Source organism: Arthrobacter sp. TMN-50, assembly GCF_054511125.1.
Map to the genome: position 1 here is coordinate 57,596 of NZ_JBTNDG010000006.1, position 17,875 is coordinate 75,470.

The following is a 17,875-nucleotide window of genomic DNA, read 5'->3' on the forward strand; positions in this document are numbered from 1 at the left end:
CGCCGTAGTGAGAGAAAGCCACAGACATGTCAACAACCCCGTCCGCCGTGGACGCCGGTGCAGCACAGCCGAAGAACCCCAAGGGTCGCGTTATCTTCGCGAGCCTCATCGGCACCACCATCGAGTTCTATGACTTCTACATTTATGCCACGGCATCAGTCCTGGTCTTCCCGGCCCTGTTCTTCCCGGGTGCCACCCCGGCCAACGCGATCCTCAGCTCCTTCGCCGTCTTCGGTGTCGCCTTCGTGGCCCGGCCGCTCGGGTCGATCATCTTTGGGCATTACGGGGACCGGATTGGGCGGAAGGGGACGCTCGTCGCGTCCCTGCTCACCATGGGCATCGCTACCTTCCTCATCGGGGTGCTACCAACCGCCCAGGTGGACGGTTGGATCATCCTCGCTCCGGCACTGCTGGTGCTGCTGCGGTTCTTCCAGGGTCTGGCCCTCGGCGGTGAATGGAGCGGCGCTGCGCTGCTTGCCACCGAGAACGCCCCGAAGAACAAGCGTGCCGTCTACGGCACGTTTCCACAGTTGGGCGCACCAATCGGCTTCATCCTCGCCAACCTGCTCTTCGTCTACCTCAACGCCACCCTCAGTGAGGAGGAGTTCCTGGCCTGGGGCTGGCGGGTACCGTTCCTGCTCAGCGCCGTCCTGGTGATCGTTGGACTGTACGTGCGGCTCAAGCTCATTGAGAGCCACTCATTCCAGCAGGTGAAGGATAAGGGCAAGGTCGTGAAGCTGCCCCTGGCCAGCGTGTTCAAGCACCAGTGGCGTGCCCTGTTGCTTGGCACGTTCATCATGTTTGCCACCTACGTACTGTTCTACCTGATGACCGCGTTCACCCTGACCTTCGGAACCACCCCGGCGTCGGTCGAGGACGCCAGGGCGGCCGCAGAGGCGGCGGGCCGTGGCTTCGACGACGCTGCCGCCGAGGCCTTTGTTCCCGGCCTTGGGATCGCCCGTGGGGACTTCCTCGTCATGCTCATCATCGGTGTGGTGTTCTTCGGTATCTTCACCCTGGTATCCGGTCCGCTGGCCGAGAGGTTCGGCCGCCGAAAGATGCTGATGGCCACCACCATCGGCATTGCCCTGTTCGGGTTCACCTGGGTGCCCCTGTTCGGCGCGGGGACCACTGGCGCGATGGCCCTGCTCATTATCGGTTTCATCTTGATGGGCCTCACCTTCGGACCCATGGCGGCTATCCTGCCCGAGCTGTTCCCGGCCAACGTGCGGTACACCGGCTCGGCTGTCGCCTATAACATGTCCAGCGTGATCGGGGCCGCACCGGCGTCGTTCGTTGCTATTGCCCTGTGGCAACTCGCTGACGGCAGTACGCTGCTGGTGGGACTGTATCTGAGCGCGGCAGCTGTCGCGACGTTCATCGCCCTCTGGTTGAGTCGCGAAACCCGCGATCACGACTACGACAATAACGTCGCCTGACCTGGACCGCCGACCCGGTTGACCGACCCGGACCACTCGCGACGACGGTGCGGCACCTAGGGGTGCTGCGCCGTCGTCGTTGGAAGACCTATTAATGCTTCCCCGAGGGCGCCCACGTAGAATCGGTCAGTGAACCAAACCAGCGGAGGCGGCATGAGTACCCAATCACTGGCGGACGGGCGTTACCTGCTGGGCGGTGTGGTGGGCGTCGGCGGGATGGCCGAGGTGTACCGCGCGCGGGACACGCGACTTGGCAGAGATGTGGCAGTGAAGCTGTTCCGACCGGGGGCGGCGGATGGCGTCTCCCGAGGATCCGACGAGGCGCGGTTGCTGGCGGGACTGCACCACCCCGGGTTGGTGCGGGTGTTGGACATGGATTCGTCCGAGACGTCGTCGGGGTCCACCTATCTGGTCATGGAGCTGATCGAGGGACCGGATCTTGGGTCAGTCCTGACCGGCGGACCCCTGCCGCCCGCATCGGTGCGGCTGGCCGGCTGGGACGTGGCACGGACCCTTGCCTATATCCATCAGCAGGGAATCCTTCATCGGGACGTCAAGCCATCGAACATCCTGACGCGCAGCACCGAACCGGAGAGCGGCGTCTTCGGCTACCTGTTGACTGACTTCGGGATTGCGCGCTTCTTTGATGCTGCCCGGCAGACCGCCACCGGACAGACTGTTGGCACGGCAGCCTATCTCAGTCCCGAACAGGCCCGTGGAGGTGTGATCGGCACCTCCACCGATATCTACTCCCTGGGTCTGGTGCTGTTGGAATCCCTGACCGGAGCGCGAGCCTACCCCGGGACGAGCCTGGAGTCGGTCGTGGCCCGCCTGCACCGCGCTCCGTCCATTCCCACGGCATTCGGGCCGGCCTGGCAGTCCCTGCTCTCGCGGATGACCGCGGACAACCCCGACGACCGGCCCACCGCCGGTGCCGTAGCCTCTGAGTTCGCCCAATGGCAGCACCCTGAACCCCACACCGAAGTGCTGGACGCTGACGCGTCAGCCGACAGGCGTTTCCAGTTATTCCTGCCCGACGAACCGCCACGTGGGCCCGCGCGGACCGCAGTATCCCCGATGGCCCCGGTAGGGGCGACGGCAGTCATGGCGACATCCCAGCCACCGACGGCTGCGCGGGGAACCGTGGCTTCGCCGGCAAGTGCGGTACAGCCGGCCTCGTCGCCTGTTATCCCGGAACGCCCGAAGCCGCGCGGACGCCGACGCTGGCTGGTTGGTGTGCTTGCCGCCGTCGCAGCGCTGATTCTCGGTGCAGCGATCGTGGCTGGCCTGAACCTCGGCGGACCGGAACCTGCCGAAGAGCTGCCAGCGGTACCGGGCATCACCGGTGAACTACTCCAGGAACTCTATGAAGAGGTGCAACCATGAGGCGTCGGGCACACCATTGGGCGGCTGCAGCGTCGCTCTCCACTGCGCTCGTGTTGGCAGGCTGCGGTACCTCGGACCTCGAATCGGGCACTGCGGCCGGGTTCCAGGCCTCGGTTCGCGACATTGCCACGGCGGCTGCGGGCGGGGATCAGGCCGGTGCCACCCTGCTGGCCACCGAACTCAGCCAGGCGGTGACCGTGGCTCAGGGGCAGGGGACGGTCACCGCCGATCGCGCGGCAGAGATCCAATCGACGATTGATGAACTGCTTGCTGCCCTTGCTGCCGAGCTGGGCCAGCCCGCCCCGGCAGCGCCCGAACCGGGACCAACCGTTGAGACTCCGGAGGAATCCTCGGCTCCTGAGCCTCCGGCTGACGCTCCAGCCGAAGCTCCCGAGCCTTCGGAGCAGGCCACGTCCCCGGGGCCGGTTTCCACTCCTGAAGAGCCCGCGGACGACGAAGAGACCGATGAGCAGACCGAGAAGGAACTGCGCGACGCCGAACGCGAGCAGGAAAAGCTGCAACGTGAACAGGAAAAGGCAGAGAAAGCAGCCGAACACGAGCAGGAGAAGGGCGGCAACGCCAAGGACGGGTGACAGCCCAGCACAAGTGCTCAGCAGCCAGCGCAGTGGTCAGCGTTTAGTGGTCAGTCGGAAATGGCAGCGATGACGGCACCGGCTGCCACTGTGTCGCCCGGCGCAGCGCTGAGTCCCGACAGGGTTCCGGACCTATGAGCGGTGAGGGGTTGCTCCATTTTCATGGCTTCCAGAACAACTATCAGGTCTCCCTCGGCAACGAGGTCGCCGTCGGATACGGCCACCTTCACAATGGTGCCCTGCATAGGGGAGGTGAGATTGTCGCCGTCGGCCGCCGCCGAGCCGCCGCGAGCGCGTAGCGCTTTTTTGGGCTTACCGGCCGGCGCTTGGCGCCCGCTTCCCCCCAGCCCGGCGGGGAGGACCACCTCCAGCCGTTTGCCGGCTACCTCTACGGTGATGCGTTGGCGGGCGCCGTCGTCGTCGGAGGCTGAATCCTGTACCTCCCCGGAAATCCACGGCTCAATGGTGTTAACGAACTCGGTCTCGATCCAGCGGGTGTGGACCGAGAAGGGGCCGTCCGCCGGGGCGAACGCGGGATCCGCGACGACGGCCGCGTGGAACGGCAGGACGGTCGGCATACCGGTGACCTGCATTTCCGTCAGGGCGCGGCGCGCACGCTGCAGAGCCTGGGTGCGGGTGGCGCCGGTGACGATGAGCTTGGCCAGCATGGAGTCGAAGTTTCCGCCGATGACCTCACCGGCCTCGATACCTGAATCGACCCGGATGCCGGGACCGGTGGGGAGGGTGAGGGTCTGGACCGTGCCGGGGGCGGGCATGAAGTTGCGGCCGGCGTCCTCGCCGTTGATGCGGAACTCGAAGGAATGGCCGCGCACCTCGGGGTCGCCGTAGCCCAGGGCTTCGCCGCGGGCGAGGCGGAACTGTTCACGGACCAGATCGATGCCGGTCACCTCCTCCGAGACCGGGTGCTCCACCTGGAGTCGGGTGTTGACCTCGAGAAAGGAGATGGTGCCGTCCTGGCCGACCAGGAACTCGCACGTCCCGGCGCCCTGGTAACCGGCCTCGCGCAGGATGGCCTTGGACGCCTCGTAGAGCCGGCGGTTCTGGTCGTCGCTGAGAAACGGGGCAGGTGCTTCCTCGACCAGCTTTTGGTTGCGGCGCTGCAGCGAGCAGTCGCGGGTGGAGACGACGACGACGTTCCCGTGGGCGTCAGCAAGGCACTGGGTTTCGACGTGGCGGGGGGCATCGAGGAACCGTTCCACGAAACACTCGCCACGCCCGAAGGCTGCCGTGGCTTCGCGGACCGCCGATTCGTAGGCTTCCGGGATATCGGCTGCATCCCGGACCACCTTGATGCCGCGGCCACCGCCGCCAAAGGCGGCCTTGATGGCGAGGGGTAGCCCGAACTCGTCGGCAAAATCCTGGACTTCACGGACCGAGCCGACCGGATCCTTGGTCCCGGGCACCAAAGGAGCGCCCACCTTCTCGGCAATGTGACGGGCCTTGACCTTGTCACCCAGTTGGGAGATGGCGTCGGGGGACGGGCCGATCCAGGTGATGCCGGCGTCGATCACCTTGCGGGCGAAGTCAGCGTTTTCGGACAGGAAGCCGTAGCCGGGGTGGATGGCATCGGCGCCGCTGCGCTGGGCTGCCTCGAGGATACGGTCCATCACCAGGTAGGAATCTGCGGCGGTGCTGCCACCCAAGCCGTAGGCTTCATCGGCCAGCCGGACGTGCAAGGCGTCCCGGTCAGGATCCGCATACACCGCGACCGACGTCAGGCCCTCGTCGCGGGCAGCGCGGATGATGCGCACGGCAATTTCGCCGCGGTTAGCGATCAGGACCTTGGAAACGGGGTTTACTGCACCGGAAAAGGACTCGCTCATAGTGTGGTCTGGCTCCTTCGTATCTGTTCGGAGCCTAGCGCCATATTGTCGTCTATGCCCATAATCCATGCGGATAGCGCGTGTGGCGGGCGATTTCTTTGTAGGGATGCTACAAAAGCGAACCGCACCTGGAGCTGGTGGACGAGCGTCACTGGGTAACGAAAATGGGTGTGGCTAAGCCCAAAAATCCATCACGGTAAGCCCTGCCGATCCCAGCAGTCCCCTCAGTGTTGAGACACTCAGTCCGACGACGGCGTGCGGATCGCCGTCGACCCGGGTGATAAACGCCCCGCCCAAGCCGTCGATCGTGAACGACCCGGCCACCTGCAGGGGTTCGCCGGTAGCCACGTAGGCATCAATCTCATTGTCAGTCAGGTGTGCGAAATGCACGGAGGCCGACGCGACGGCGCCCACGGTGGCGCCCGATCCACCGTCGGACGCGTCACGCGTATCAACGAGCCAGTGCCCGGTGTGCAGGACACCAACGGAGCCGCTCATGCGCCGGATCCTCGCTCGCGCTATCTCCGGCTCCCACGGCTTGCCGTGCGCCTCGCCGTCAAATTCGAAGATCGAGTCGCAGCCGATGACCAGCGCGCCCTCGGACCCACTGACCGAAGCGACCGCCTCAGCCTTGGCACGGGCCAGGAGCAGGGAGGTATCGGACGCGTCGAGCGGCCCGTACTGGGCTGCGACGGCGTCCTCGTCGACGTCCGAGACGAACACCGAGTGGTGGATCCCAGCGTCGGACAGGACCTTGGCACGGGCGGGTGAGGCGGAGGCAAGGATCAGGCGGGCAGTCATAGCTCAGCCTAAACACTTCTGGGCAACCGACCCCAATCCACCATGTCCAGGTTGCTCACTATCCGGTCGCCAATGCAGAGTCGTGCTGTTCGCCGTCGGGGCCCGGCTAGCCAACCAGGGCCCGACGCAACGTGTCCAGCCCGACCGACCCCAGGTTCAGGGAGCGGGTGTGGAAACTGCGCAGGTTGAACGCTGAGCCTTCGCGATCCTTGACCTCGTCGCGGATCCGTTCCCACAGCCGCTGCCCGATCTTGTAGGAGGGGGCCTGACCCGGCCAGCCGAGGTACCTGTTGAACTCGAAGTCCAGCGAGCCCTCGGTGATGGCGATATTTCGCTTGAGGAACTCATACCCTTTGTCGGGGGTCCAGGTGCCGGTGCCCCAGCGGGCGGGGACCTCTAGCTCCAGGTGTACCCCGATGTCGAACACCACGCGCGCCGCCCGCATCCGCTGCGCATCGAGCATCCCCAGGCGTTCCCCAGGATGGTTGAGGTACCCCAGTTCCTGCATGAGCCGCTCGGCATACAGCGCCCAGCCCTCCCCATGACCGGAGACCCACACCGCGTTGCGGCGCCAGTTGTTGAGGAGTCCGCGCTGCATGGTCGCGGTGGCGATCTGCAGGTGGTGGCCCGGAACGCCCTCGTGATAAACCGTGGTGGTCTCCTTCCAGGTGGTGAAGGAGTCCTCACCCTCGGGGACGGACCACCACATGCGGCCCGGTCGGGAAAAGTCGTCGCTGGGTCCCGTGTAGTAGATGGCGCCCTCATGGGTGGGAGCGATCTTGCACTCGAGGGTGCGCATGATCTCGGGGATGTCGAAGTGGACTCCCGCCAGTTCGGCGACTGCCCTATCCGAAAGCTGCTGCATCCACGACCGCAGGGCGTCGGCACCCTTCAACTGCAGGTCGGGGGACTCGTCGAGGATCTTCATCGCCTCTTCGATCGACGCGCCCGGCTTGATCTCGTCGGCAACTGCTTCCTGCTCGGCGATTACCCTGTCCAGTTCTTCGACCCCCCACCGGTAGGTTTCCTCAAGGTCGACGACGGCGCCCAGGAACCGGCGCGACATCAGGGCGTAGTGTTTCCGGCCGACCGCATCCTTGGCTGGCGCCGCTGGCAGCAACTCCTTCTCCAGGAAGGCGCCCAGTCTCAGGTACGCGGCGCGGGCCGCAGCGGTCCCTTCAACGAGATCCTGACGCAGCGGTTCCGGCAGGTCGCCGTCCTCAAGCGAGGCGGTCGAGGCAAAGTCGTCAAAGAAACCGCCATCCTCGGCGTACTTGGTGGTTTGGTCAATCACAATCCGGATCTGGCGTTCGGCGGCGACGAGGCCGCGGTCCTTGCCGGCCCGTAGAGAGACGATATACCCGTCGAGGGCTTCCGGGATGTTGTGGAGGCGGCCAGCGATGTGGGCCCACTGGTCGGCGGTGTCGGTCGGCATCAGGTCGAAAATCATCCTGATCTCCTGGGCCGGCGAAGCAAGGTTATTGAGGTCTGCAAGGTTCATTCCCGTGTCGTGAATTTCGAGTTCCAGCCCGAGGCGTTCCTGCATGGCATCCAGGGTGACCCGGTCGACGTCGTCGGCCGGTTCCAGATCGGTCAGCCGGCCGAGCGTTTCCCTGGTGGCTTCAGCCCAGGCTTCCAGGCCGGCGGGGGAGTAGTCACGGTATTCGGTTTCATGGCCAGGGAAGCCCAGCTCGGTGGCGAAGCCCGGATCGAGTTGAAGCAGGGTCTCGGTGTAGGCGTCGGCGACGGCGTCAATGGCTGTCTTCGCCCGGGTAGGAAGCTGCGGGGACGGGAGGCTGGCTGTGGCGGGGGTCTCATTATTCACAGCACGAGCCTAACCGGTTTGGCGCCACCAGTGGTTGCTTTGAGCCACCTTAATTGACGGTGACCGGATTGAGCCCTGACCGGCGCGCCACTGGGACGGATCACCGAGGCGCCGGTTGACCACGATCCGGACACCGCTCTGAGCCTACTCAACACCGTGTACTTCGCGACCGCGTGGAAGACGCCCTTTGACCCGGTCCTGGCCAATTACGCGTCCTGTTCCGGCTGGTCGGCCGTGGATCTGCCGTACAACGGGGGATTCCACCTGCGCCTGATCCTCCCGGACGAGGGAGAGTCGCCGGTCATGACCACCGAAGTGGGACCACAAGTATCTTACGACGGACGAATCCGGAGCGGCGATGCCCGACGTCGAGCTCGTCTTGACCGGCTTCCAGTCTCAGATCATCCATCAGGAGACCGGCATGCCCCTGTTCATGGGAACGGTGATGATCCCCGCTAAACGGCGGCTAGCGGCTGCTACGCCGCCACGACCCCGGGCCAGGCCGCGGCGCGAGCCGCAGCTGGTTCCGGCGCGCCCAGCTGCGCTGCGACGTCGCCGTGTCGGGCTCAGCTGCACCCTCCGACAATGCGACGACGACGGCGGTCAGCGCCGCCAGCTCCTCGGGCGTCGGGGTACCCCGAATCACAGTCAACACGGGCCCGCGGGGAGCCGGCGGCTCTTGGGTGAAGTCCCGAGCAGGGGTCGGCATGGTGGTCACAGCGGGATGTTCCCGTGCTTTTTGGCAGGATTGGAGGCGCGTTTGTCGTGGAGGGCCCGCAGCCCCCGGACAATCTGCTGCCGGGTGTCTGACGGCGCGATCACCGCATCGACGAAGCCGAGCTGCGCGGCCTGGTACGGGTTGAGGAGCTCTTCCTCGTACTGGGTGATCACTTCGGCGCGGGCCGCATCGACGTCGCCGCCGGCGTCGGCTACCGCCTTGAGGTGTCCGCGGTACAGGATGTTTACCGCACCCTGAGCACCCATCACGCCGATCTGCGCCGTTGGCCACGCCAGGTTCAGGTCAGCGCCGAGTTTTTTGGAGCCCATCACAATGTACGCGCCGCCGTAGGCTTTACGGGTGATGACCGTGAGCTTGGGGACCGTCGCCTCCGCGTAGGCATACAGCAGTTTGGCACCGCGGCGGATGATGCCGTTGAACTCCTGGTCCTTGCCGGGGAGGAAGCCGGGCACGTCCACGAGGGTCAGGATGGGTATGTTGAAGGCATCGCAGTTGCGGACAAAACGGGCGGCTTTCTCGGACGCGGCGATATCCAGAGTGCCAGCGAACTGCAACGGCTGGTTGGCGACGATGCCGACCGTGTGACCCTCCACCCGGGCGTAGCCGATCATCACGTTGGGTGCGTAGAGGGACTGCATCTCCAGGAAGTGGCCGTCGTCGACAATCGTCGAGATCACTGCGCGCATGTCATACGGCTGGTTCGCCGAGTCGGGGATCAGGGCATCGAGTGCCTCATCCTCGGTTGTGAGCTCCAGCTGCTCGACGAACTCGGCCACTGGTGCCTCGGCCAGATTGTTGGAGGGGAGAAAGTCGAGCAGTTCGCGGACAAAATCGATGGCGTCGCGTTCATCCGATGCGAGGTAGGCGGAAGTGCCGGTGGTGGAGTTGTGCTGCCGGGCACCGCCGAGCGTCTCCATATCAACGTCCTCGCCGGTGACGGTCTTGATCACGTCCGGGCCGGTGATGAACATGTGCGACGTCTTGTCCACCATGACCACATAGTCGGTGAGGGCGGGAGAGTAGGCTGCGCCGCCGGCGCAGGGCCCCATGATGAGGGAAATTTGGGGGATGACCCCCGAGGCATGGACGTTGTTCCTGAAGATATCGGCGAACATCGCCAGCGAAGACACCCCCTCCTGGATGCGGGCGCCGCCGCCGTCGTTAATCCCGACCACCGGGCACCCGTTCCGGAGTGCGAATTCCTGCACCTTGACGATTTTCTCGCCGTTTACCTGGCTCAGCGACCCGCCGTATACGGAGAAATCCTGGCTGTAGACGGCAATCTGGCGGCCGTCGACCGTTGCATAGCCCGAGACGACGCCGTCGCCCAGAGGTTTTTTCGCCTCCATGCCGAAGGCGGTGGAGCGGTGGACGGCCAGGGCATCAAACTCGACAAAGGACCCGGGGTCGACCAGCAGATCGATGCGCTCGCGGGCCGTGTTCTTCCCGCGGGCGTGCTGTTTCGCCACTGACTCGGGTCCGGATGGCTGCTGCGCCAAGCCCTCGCGGCGGCGGAAATCAGCGAGCTTTCCCGCGGTGGTCGTGAGGTCGATCGTCTGGTCCTGTTCGACCAAAGGTGCTGAGCCAGTCTGCATTGAGTCTCCGGGTTGGCGGCATTGCCGGGTTTAAGTAGGTTCCCCACAAAGGGTCCGGCGTTTCTCCCAGTCTAATGAGGGTTAGGCGCCTCACCGCTGTAGGACACCTACAATTTACTGTCTGCTGGGTTAGTTCTCCCCCGCATGTTACTCGTGAGTAACAATTAGGTTCTGGGGGCACCCGTCGCACTATTCTTACTTCATGACAGCCAGCAACGACGCCCTACGTCAGACCACCCCGGCGACCCTCGAAGGTCGCACCATCCTGATGTCAGGCGGCAGTCGCGGGATCGGCCTCGCGATTGCCCTGCGTGCTGCGCGCGACGGCGCGAACATCGCTCTGATGGCCAAAACGGGAGAGCCTCACCCCAAGCTCGACGGCACGGTCTTCACCGCCGCCGAGCAGATTCGCGCCGCCGGAGGGAACGCTTTGCCGATTGTCGGCGACGTGAGGAACGACGACGACGTCGCCGCGGCGGTCGCCGCTGCCACCGTGGAGTTCGGCGGGCTCGACGTCGTCGTCAATAACGCTTCGGCAATCGATCTCTCACTCACCCGGGACGTCAGCATGAAACGTTACGACCTGATGGCCGACATCAATGTCCGGGGCACTTTCCTGCTCAGTAAACTCTCGCTGGATGCCCTGTTGGCCTCAAACAACCCCCACATTTTGACCCTATCGCCGCCGCTTAATCTGGAGCCGCGCTGGGCTGGCAGCCATCTTGCCTACACGATGGCAAAATACGGGATGAGCCTGACGACACTCGGGCTGGCCGAGGAATTTCGGGCGGACGGGATCGCCGTCAACTCGCTCTGGCCGCAGACCCTGATCGACACTGCTGCCATCAGAAATCTGCCCGGTGGGGAGCAGATTGTGAACGGCGCACGTAAGGCCGAAATCGTGGCCGATGCCGCCCACGCCATCCTGGTCCGCCCGTCCCGCTCGTGCACGGGAAACTTCTTCACCGACGAAGGGGTGCTGCGTGAGGAGGGCGTCACCGACTTCACCCGCTACAGCCTTGGCGCCACCGAAGATCAGCTGGTCCCCGACATTTTTCTTTAGCCGGCCCAGCCCTGGCGTCGGAGCGCGGCGGCGACCTTTGCCACTACCGAACCCTTGCCCTGGCGGAGATCGAGTTTGTTGAGCTTGACCTGCGCCCAGCCGAGCTCGGACGCCCAGGCATCCCGACGGGCATCGGCTGACTGTTGCCCGGGCGTCAGGTGGTGGGCGCCGTCGTACTCGACGCACGTCCGGTACTCCTCACAGGCGAGATCGGTCCAGAAGGTGACGCCACCCGTCGGATCCAGCACGGGCCAATCGACGTTGAAGTAGGGAAGCCCGGCATCCTCAGCCATCAACCTCACCAGGGTCTCCGGCGGTGAATCGACGCCCACGCGGAGTCTGACGAATGCCGCCCGTGCGGCCCGGATCCCCCGGGTGCGGCGGTGGTGATCCAGGAACTGTTCCAGGTCTGCGAGCGGAACGGCGGCGTGCTTTGCCTCACCGAATGACCGCTGGTGGGAGCACACAAGGTAATCCCCGGCACAGATAAGGTGCTCGTGACTGAGGAGGCCCGCAAGATCGAGCCAGGTTCGGGCAGGGGACGTCATGGCCACGCCGTGGAGTTTGACGAGGTCTCCGGGCTGCACCGCAAGTCGGTGCCCAGCCACACCGCGTCGGCGCGGCCCGGCGCCACCCGCTGCGCGAGACAGGTGGATCACCGGTTCGGTAGTGCACCATCGGGGGAGGGGAATTCCATGAATCGCGGCAGCGGTCGTATGGCTAATGAAGGACCCGGCACTCAGCTCGGTGTACGGACGGCACCGGTCCAACATGCCCTGGCTGGATTGGCGGGGTACCCGGATGCTTCGGCTGGGAAGGCTTAGGTCGCTGGCCCGGGTGCGGCTTCGCGGAACGCCGATGGCCGCAGCGGCGTTCGTGGTGAATGACCGCCCATCGAGAGGACCGGGAAGCTTCGCCCGCTGTGTCATTGCACCATTGGACCGCAATGTGGCCAACCGTGTTTGGGTTATCCACAGGCACACAACATTTGGGCAACTGTGGCGGGTGGGCGGGTTCGACGTCGACGGCGCTCGCCACCATTTGTGCAGGTGTGGCGGGTGCAATCCCTGTCGAAGGAAACCCCGGAAAACTTTTGCGCACGTGTGGTGGGTCGGAGTGCCTCGAACCCGCCAGTGCTGCGCAAGTGTTTTGGGGGACCCGCCACAGCTGCGCAAAAGCCAACGCATGACCGGTCAAAGCCACGCTGGGTAAGATCAATCCATGACTTCCCGCTATTCCAGCCTCGAACGCCCCGGATTGGATGAAGCGGCGCTCCGGGACGCCCTCTGCGCACCCAAGGGACCCTACGGGCGGCTCGACGTGGTAGCGGAGACCGGATCAACCAACACCGACCTCGCAGCCCATGCGGCGACCCACGCCGGCGACTGGCCCGACCTCAGTGTGCTCACCGCCGAGCAGCAGAGCGCCGGACGGGGCCGGCTGGGCCGCACCTGGACTGCCCCCGAGCGCTCGTCGCTGATCCTGAGCATCCTGCTCCGGCCCCGCAACAGTCAGGGCCGCCCGTTACCCACGCACAGCTATTCCTGGCTCTCCCTCCTCGCCGCGCTCGCCCTCGCCGAAAGCATCGAGGAGCGCACCGAGATCAGCCCCCAACTCAAATGGCCCAACGACGTCCTCGTCGACGGACGCAAGCTCGCCGGGGTGCTGGCCCAACTGGTCGCGGGCACCAACGAGGGGCCCGCCGCCGTCGTCGTCGGGGTGGGCGCCAACGTGTCCCTCACCGACCAGGAGCTGCCGGTGCCCACCGCCACCAGCCTGCTGCTCGAATACGCCACCACCACCGACCGCAACGTGCTGCTGCGTGCGTTCCTCCGCCGGTTCGCCGACCACTATGCTGCCTTCCGGGCCGTCGACGGCGACGCCCGCCGCGACTGGGCCGACGGCACCACCCTCGCGCAGCGGGTCAGCGACCGGATGGTCACCCTCGGCCAGAATGTCCGGGTGGAGCTGCCCGGCGGCGTTGAACTGCTGGGGCGGGCCCTGGGCCTCGACGAGCACGGCGCCCTCCTGGTCCGCGACTACGACGACGAACGGCACACGGTCACCGCCGGCGACGTCGTGCACCTGAGACCGGTCCCCTGACGTGGGCGGCTGACCGGCTGTGCGTCTGAAGCTTGCACCGGGGGAGCACGTCATTGTACGAACCCGGCCCCATCCGAGATCGTTGCTGCTGCCCTTCGTCGGAGCGCTGGTGGTACTTGCGGTGTTGGGCTTTGGGCTCGGCCTGCTGAGCCGGGACGGCTTGCCGACGGCGATCCTCGATTCGGTTCCGTTGCTGGTGGTCCTGGTCCTGGCGGTGGGGGTGCTGATCCTACTGCGGATCTTTGTGCGGCCGATGATGAAGTGGTGGGGAATGCGCTACATCCTGACCAGCCGGCGGTTCATCAAACGGCAAGGCTTCTCTACCCGGCGGGAGCACGAGCTCGCGCTCGCCAGCATCTACCAATTGGACACCAGCCAGACACTGCTGCAGCGGTCAACCGGCAGCGGAACCCTCACCGTGGACCTGGGCCGTGACCGCACGGTAATTTACCCGGACGTGCCGCAGGTGCACCTCTTCAAGGAGTTCATGGTGGAGGCGATCGGGGACCTCCCACTGACCGTCATGTTTGATGGTGTAGACATGGAAGCTGACCCGGTGCACGACCTCGAGGGATATTGACGCCCGATGAGAGACCACCGACGAAAGACGCCGATGAGAGACCCCGGACAGGAGAAGAACTGATGACTGCCGACGACCAGTCCGACACGGGCCAGGACGAGCTCGCGCCCGGTCTGGCGATGCAGCCGCAGCCGCAGTCGCAGTCCATCCCAACCCCGGACGATGAGCTGGCGGCATCCCCTGAGCTGACCCGAGAAGCAATCCGGGACCTGGAGATCGAGTTACTGGGCGCCGAGCGTACCCTACGACGCCGGGACGTTGCCGCCCGCGCGGGCGTCTCACTGCTCTCTGCCCGGAAGCTTTGGCGGGCCATGGGTTTCCCGAATATCTCCGATGAGGACGTTGCCTTCACTGAGAAGGACAAGGACGCGCTGATCACCATCATCGAACTTGTGCGTAGCGAGAAGGTCTCCGAGAACGCGGCAATCTCTATCACCCGCGCCATCGGCCAGATGACCGACCGGATGGTGGTCTGGCAGATCGAGGCGCTGGTCGAAGAGATGGCCGCCCAACGGGAAATCCCCGACGCAGTCGCCCGGCGGGCCCTGGTTGCTGAACTCCCCGACCTCATCGGGCCGCTCGAAAAGACCCTGGTCTACGCGTGGCGTCGGCAGCTGAACGCCGCGGTGCAACGGCTCGCTTTGCGCGCCGAATCGGGGCTGCAGGCCAGCGCCGAGGGTCGGGTGGGGGATGAGGACGACGCCCCGCTGCCTCTGGCCCGTGCTGTAGGTTTCGCCGATCTGGTGTCCTATACGAGCCTGTCCCGGCAGATGAACGAGCGCACCCTCGCCCACCTCGTGCAGCGGTTCGAGAATGTCTGCGCCGAAATCATCTCCGTGGGCGGCGGGCGGCTGGTCAAGACCATCGGTGATGAAGTGCTGTACATTGCCGAGTCTCCCGAGGCAGGCGCCGAGATTTCGTTGGCCCTGGCGAAGGCCTTCACCGAGGATGACCTGCTCCCCTCGGCCCGCGTCTCCCTCGTTTGGGGAAGAATCCTGTCCCGGCTGGGGGACATCTACGGGCCAACAGTGAACCTCGCTTCCCGCCTGACGTCGCTGGCCGAACCCGGGACCGTGCTGATCGACGCCTCAACGGCGGCCACCCTGCGGGATAATGACCGTTTCGTCCTCATCCCGCATAGCGCCCGTACTATCAGGGGCTTCGGTGAAGTGCACCCGGTCACGCTGGCGCGGGGCACAGGCACCGGACTGATCCTCGACTAGCCCGGGCACGCTACCGGCCGATGGGCGGGGGCTGCGGTTGAGCGTCGGCTAGGGTAGCCAAGTAACTACGTGACACATCGCATTGACGGCAGCTAGATGGCAGGGCGGATATGACAACCGATAAGACACCGGTCCCGGGCCTCGAGCTCACGGTGAGCTGCGGGTACGCGTCGGACGTGGGCCTGCGCAGGGAACACAACGAGGATTCGCTGGTCGCAGCCGACCCTATCTTTGCGGTAGCTGATGGCATGGGCGGGCATGAGGCGGGCGAGGTGGCCAGCAGCATCTGCATCCGCACGCTGATGCAGAGCCGGGTTGCGAGGCAGCCTCGTCCAGAGCTCGATCCTGAGGAACTGCAGGAAATCCTGGTCACCGCTGACGAGCAGATCCGTGCCGAAACCGGAGGGCGCGCCGGAACGACCCTTAGCGGAACCATCTTGGTGCAGGAAGGCGGCGAGCCGTACTGGCTGGTCTTCAACGTGGGGGATTCCCGCACCTACCGCCTCAGCGAAGGCGGGCTCGAGCAGGTCACCATCGACCATTCCGAGGTTCAGGAGCTCGTGGACTTTGGCCGGATCACCCCCGAGGAGGCCCTGACTCACCCACGCCGTCATGTAGTGACACGTGCGCTGGGCACAGGGAGCGACATCGACGCCGATTTCTGGCTGATTCCCGCCGCCGTCGGTGACCGGATGCTGGTCTGTTCCGACGGACTGATCAACGAGGTGGGCGATGAGCAGATCTTCGACCTCCTCACTACCCTCGCTCACCCGCAGGATGCCACTGGCGCGCTGGTGCAGGCAGCGCTGCGCGCCGGCGGCCGGGACAACATCTCGGTGATCGTGGTGGACCTCAGCGGAGGCGAACCGGGTCCTTTGACGACGGAGACACAAGGCCTCTAACTCCGTCGCCCGGGAAGCGGAGGACGACGGGGTGTGGGTTTTCGGCGGCGGACTGACGAGCTTCGAGAAAATGAGCCCGGTCGGTATAGACGTTTCGGTGAGCAAACCGGACCCAGGGGGTTGACCTGAGCATTGTGGCGGGAAATATCCACGGCCGATGCCCAGATTGCTCACCGGACCGGTGTCGAGAAGCCGGTTGGTCTCTTGACGCACCTGCTAGCCTCCAATCATGGGGGAAGATACAGCACAATTCATGCGGGACTTTGGCGCCATGGTCCGTGTGGTGCAGGAGGCACAACCGGTTTCGCCGCGCGGCCGGGAGCTCCTCGACACACTGACCGCGCATCTCGGCGTCGAGCCGTCAACCCTACCCGTCGTCGTCGAGGAGGTGCTACCCCACCGCTTCGTTGATGCGGACATCGTCCTCGCCTCGCTCACGGGCACCGAGGGACGACTCGTGGGTATTGGCGGCGGGGATCAGCGGCACCACCTGACCCTGAGCGACATGCTGCAGCACTCCGAGCTGTATCCCAGTTTCCCGCTGTCGCAGCCCGACTACACGAATCTCCCGATCGGCCCGGATGAACAGCGGCAGACGGTTGCGCTCGGCTTACACCTCTTCCGATATCAAAGTGCAGCGATGGCCATTCTGCAACGCAAGGCTGAACCGCAGTATGGGCGTCCGAGCGCCTCGCTGGAGGTCATCTGCGCGGATCCCGCTGCGACCAGGAACTTTCTCGCCGAGTTCAGGCGTCGCGTCCAGAAGGAGAGTGTGCTGCAGGGCCAGATTCTGACCTTCATCCTTGAGGAATTCGGACCCAGTAGCGCTGGCGTCACCTTTTTCAGGCGGCCGAACCTGACTGAGGACGAGGTCATCCTTCCCGAGGGACTGCTGGACAGAGTGAGCGAGCACGCCCTCGGCATCGCCGCTCACCGGGACGCGCTGGTTGCCGCGGGCCAGCACCTCAAACGCGGCATCCTTCTCTACGGCCCGCCCGGCACCGGCAAGACCCACACCGTCCGCTACCTGCTGAGCGCCAGCGAGGGGACAACCGCAATCCTCCTGTCCGGCGGCACCCTGGCCCACGTCAGTGAGGCGGCCCGGATGGCGCGGGCGCTGCAACCCTCGATTGTCGTCCTCGAGGATTGCGACCTCATCGCCGAGGACCGAAGCTTCGGGCACGGTCCGCAACCGCTGCTCTTCGAAGTGCTCGACGCGATGGACGGGCTCGACGACGACGCCGACGTCACCTTCGTCCTCACCACCAACCGGGTGGACATGCTCGAACGCGCACTCGCTCAGCGACCCGGCCGCGTTGACCTCGCCGTCGAAATACCGCTTCCAAGCGAGGTCGAGCGCACAGCATTGCTCCGGCTGTATGCACCCGAGGGGACGTTCAGCCCCGAAGCGATCGGTTTGGCTGCTGGGGGGACTGAAGGGACAACTGCATCGTTCACCAAGGAACTGGTGCGGCGGGCGGTTCTGACGGCTGCATCAGCGGGCGTCCCGGTCGGGGATGGCCAGCTGCAGCATGCGGTGACCGAGCTGATGTCGGACGGCGCCACCCTGACCCGGAGCCTGCTGGGAAGCAACGGGCAATCGCCTCACCCAGACCCCGAATCCGGGCACGGATCCTTCGGGTACTTCCCCGAGGTCGATCACTATTCAGCGAGCTATCCCTCGCCTTACCGGTCCGCGACATCTGTGTCCTTTGACAATCCACCGCCAAACCCAACCGACGACGACCGCTCCTAGCGCCCCACCCGGTTTGGGCCCTACCC

General features: G+C 65.3%; 15 protein-coding genes. 9 read left to right on the forward strand and 6 right to left on the reverse strand.

Annotated elements, in window-relative coordinates:
- Window positions 1-26: 26 nt before the first annotated feature.
- The 3 genes from ACX80A_RS09320 to ACX80A_RS09330 all read left to right on the forward strand — a co-directional run bounded on the left by ACX80A_RS09320 (window position 27) and on the right by ACX80A_RS09330 (window position 3,418).
- The gene (locus ACX80A_RS09320) at window positions 27-1,439 is read left to right on the forward strand and encodes an MFS transporter (RefSeq protein WP_459259425.1); all 1,413 of its coding nucleotides are present in this window, start codon (window positions 27-29) and stop codon (window positions 1,437-1,439) included.
- A 153-nt stretch (window positions 1,440-1,592) separates the two neighbouring features.
- Window positions 1,593-2,825 carry a serine/threonine-protein kinase gene (locus ACX80A_RS09325; RefSeq protein ID WP_459259426.1) on the forward strand — a complete coding sequence of 411 codons (1,233 nt, stop codon included), beginning with the start codon at window positions 1,593-1,595 and terminating at the stop codon, window positions 2,823-2,825.
- A complete protein-coding gene (locus tag ACX80A_RS09330) occupies window positions 2,822-3,418 on the forward strand; it encodes a hypothetical protein (RefSeq protein ID WP_459259427.1) in 597 nt (198 codons plus the stop codon). The genes ACX80A_RS09325 and ACX80A_RS09330 overlap by 4 nt, the downstream gene beginning before the upstream one ends.
- 50 nt (window positions 3,419-3,468) lie before the next feature.
- Here the strand turns inward: ACX80A_RS09330 and ACX80A_RS09335 are convergent, their stop codons facing one another.
- From ACX80A_RS09335 to ACX80A_RS09355, 5 genes are all read right to left on the reverse strand, one after another.
- Complete coding sequence (locus tag ACX80A_RS09335; RefSeq protein WP_459259428.1) at window positions 3,469-5,262, reverse strand: acetyl/propionyl/methylcrotonyl-CoA carboxylase subunit alpha; 1,794 nt, start codon at window positions 5,260-5,262, stop codon at window positions 3,469-3,471.
- Between the two features lie 174 nt (window positions 5,263-5,436).
- Entirely contained in the window at window positions 5,437-6,063 is a 627-nt protein-coding gene (locus ACX80A_RS09340) for a Maf family protein (RefSeq protein ID WP_459259429.1), read from the reverse strand.
- Between the two features lie 106 nt (window positions 6,064-6,169).
- Window positions 6,170-7,888, reverse strand: a complete 1,719-nt coding sequence (locus ACX80A_RS09345) for a DUF885 domain-containing protein (RefSeq protein ID WP_459259430.1) — start codon at window positions 7,886-7,888, stop codon at window positions 6,170-6,172.
- Window positions 7,889-8,354: 466 nt separating this feature from the next.
- Window positions 8,355-8,597, reverse strand: coding sequence for an acyl-CoA carboxylase subunit epsilon (locus ACX80A_RS09350; protein ID WP_459259522.1), 243 nt, complete (start codon window positions 8,595-8,597; stop codon window positions 8,355-8,357).
- A gap of 5 nt (window positions 8,598-8,602) precedes the next feature.
- Complete coding sequence (locus ACX80A_RS09355; protein WP_459259431.1) at window positions 8,603-10,222, reverse strand: acyl-CoA carboxylase subunit beta; 1,620 nt, start codon at window positions 10,220-10,222, stop codon at window positions 8,603-8,605.
- A gap of 202 nt (window positions 10,223-10,424) precedes the next feature.
- Here ACX80A_RS09355 and ACX80A_RS09360 point away from each other — a divergent pair, with 202 nt between their 5' ends.
- Complete coding sequence (locus tag ACX80A_RS09360; RefSeq protein ID WP_459259432.1) at window positions 10,425-11,285, forward strand: SDR family oxidoreductase; 861 nt, start codon at window positions 10,425-10,427, stop codon at window positions 11,283-11,285.
- Here the strand turns inward: ACX80A_RS09360 and ACX80A_RS09365 are convergent.
- Entirely contained in the window at window positions 11,282-12,214 is a 933-nt protein-coding gene (locus tag ACX80A_RS09365) for an endonuclease domain-containing protein (RefSeq protein WP_459259433.1), read from the reverse strand. The genes ACX80A_RS09360 and ACX80A_RS09365 overlap by 4 nt on opposite strands.
- Before the next feature lie 292 nt (window positions 12,215-12,506).
- Here ACX80A_RS09365 and ACX80A_RS09370 point away from each other — a divergent pair, with 292 nt between their 5' ends.
- The 5 genes from ACX80A_RS09370 (at window position 12,507) to ACX80A_RS09390 (ending at window position 17,849) form a co-directional block, all read left to right on the forward strand.
- On the forward strand, window positions 12,507-13,388 hold the full coding sequence (locus ACX80A_RS09370) for a biotin--[acetyl-CoA-carboxylase] ligase (RefSeq protein ID WP_459259434.1): 882 nt from the start codon (window positions 12,507-12,509) through the stop codon (window positions 13,386-13,388).
- A 19-nt stretch (window positions 13,389-13,407) separates the two neighbouring features.
- Entirely contained in the window at window positions 13,408-13,968 is a 561-nt protein-coding gene (locus ACX80A_RS09375; protein WP_459259435.1) for a PH domain-containing protein, read from the forward strand.
- A gap of 62 nt (window positions 13,969-14,030) precedes the next feature.
- On the forward strand, window positions 14,031-15,191 hold the full coding sequence (locus ACX80A_RS09380; protein WP_459259436.1) for an adenylate/guanylate cyclase domain-containing protein: 1,161 nt from the start codon (window positions 14,031-14,033) through the stop codon (window positions 15,189-15,191).
- Between the two features lie 110 nt (window positions 15,192-15,301).
- Window positions 15,302-16,093, forward strand: a complete 792-nt coding sequence (locus ACX80A_RS09385; RefSeq protein ID WP_459259437.1) for a PP2C family protein-serine/threonine phosphatase — start codon at window positions 15,302-15,304, stop codon at window positions 16,091-16,093.
- Between the two features lie 229 nt (window positions 16,094-16,322).
- Window positions 16,323-17,849, forward strand: a complete 1,527-nt coding sequence (locus ACX80A_RS09390) for an AAA family ATPase (RefSeq protein WP_459259438.1) — start codon at window positions 16,323-16,325, stop codon at window positions 17,847-17,849.
- The last annotated feature ends 26 nt before the right edge of the window (window positions 17,850-17,875 follow it).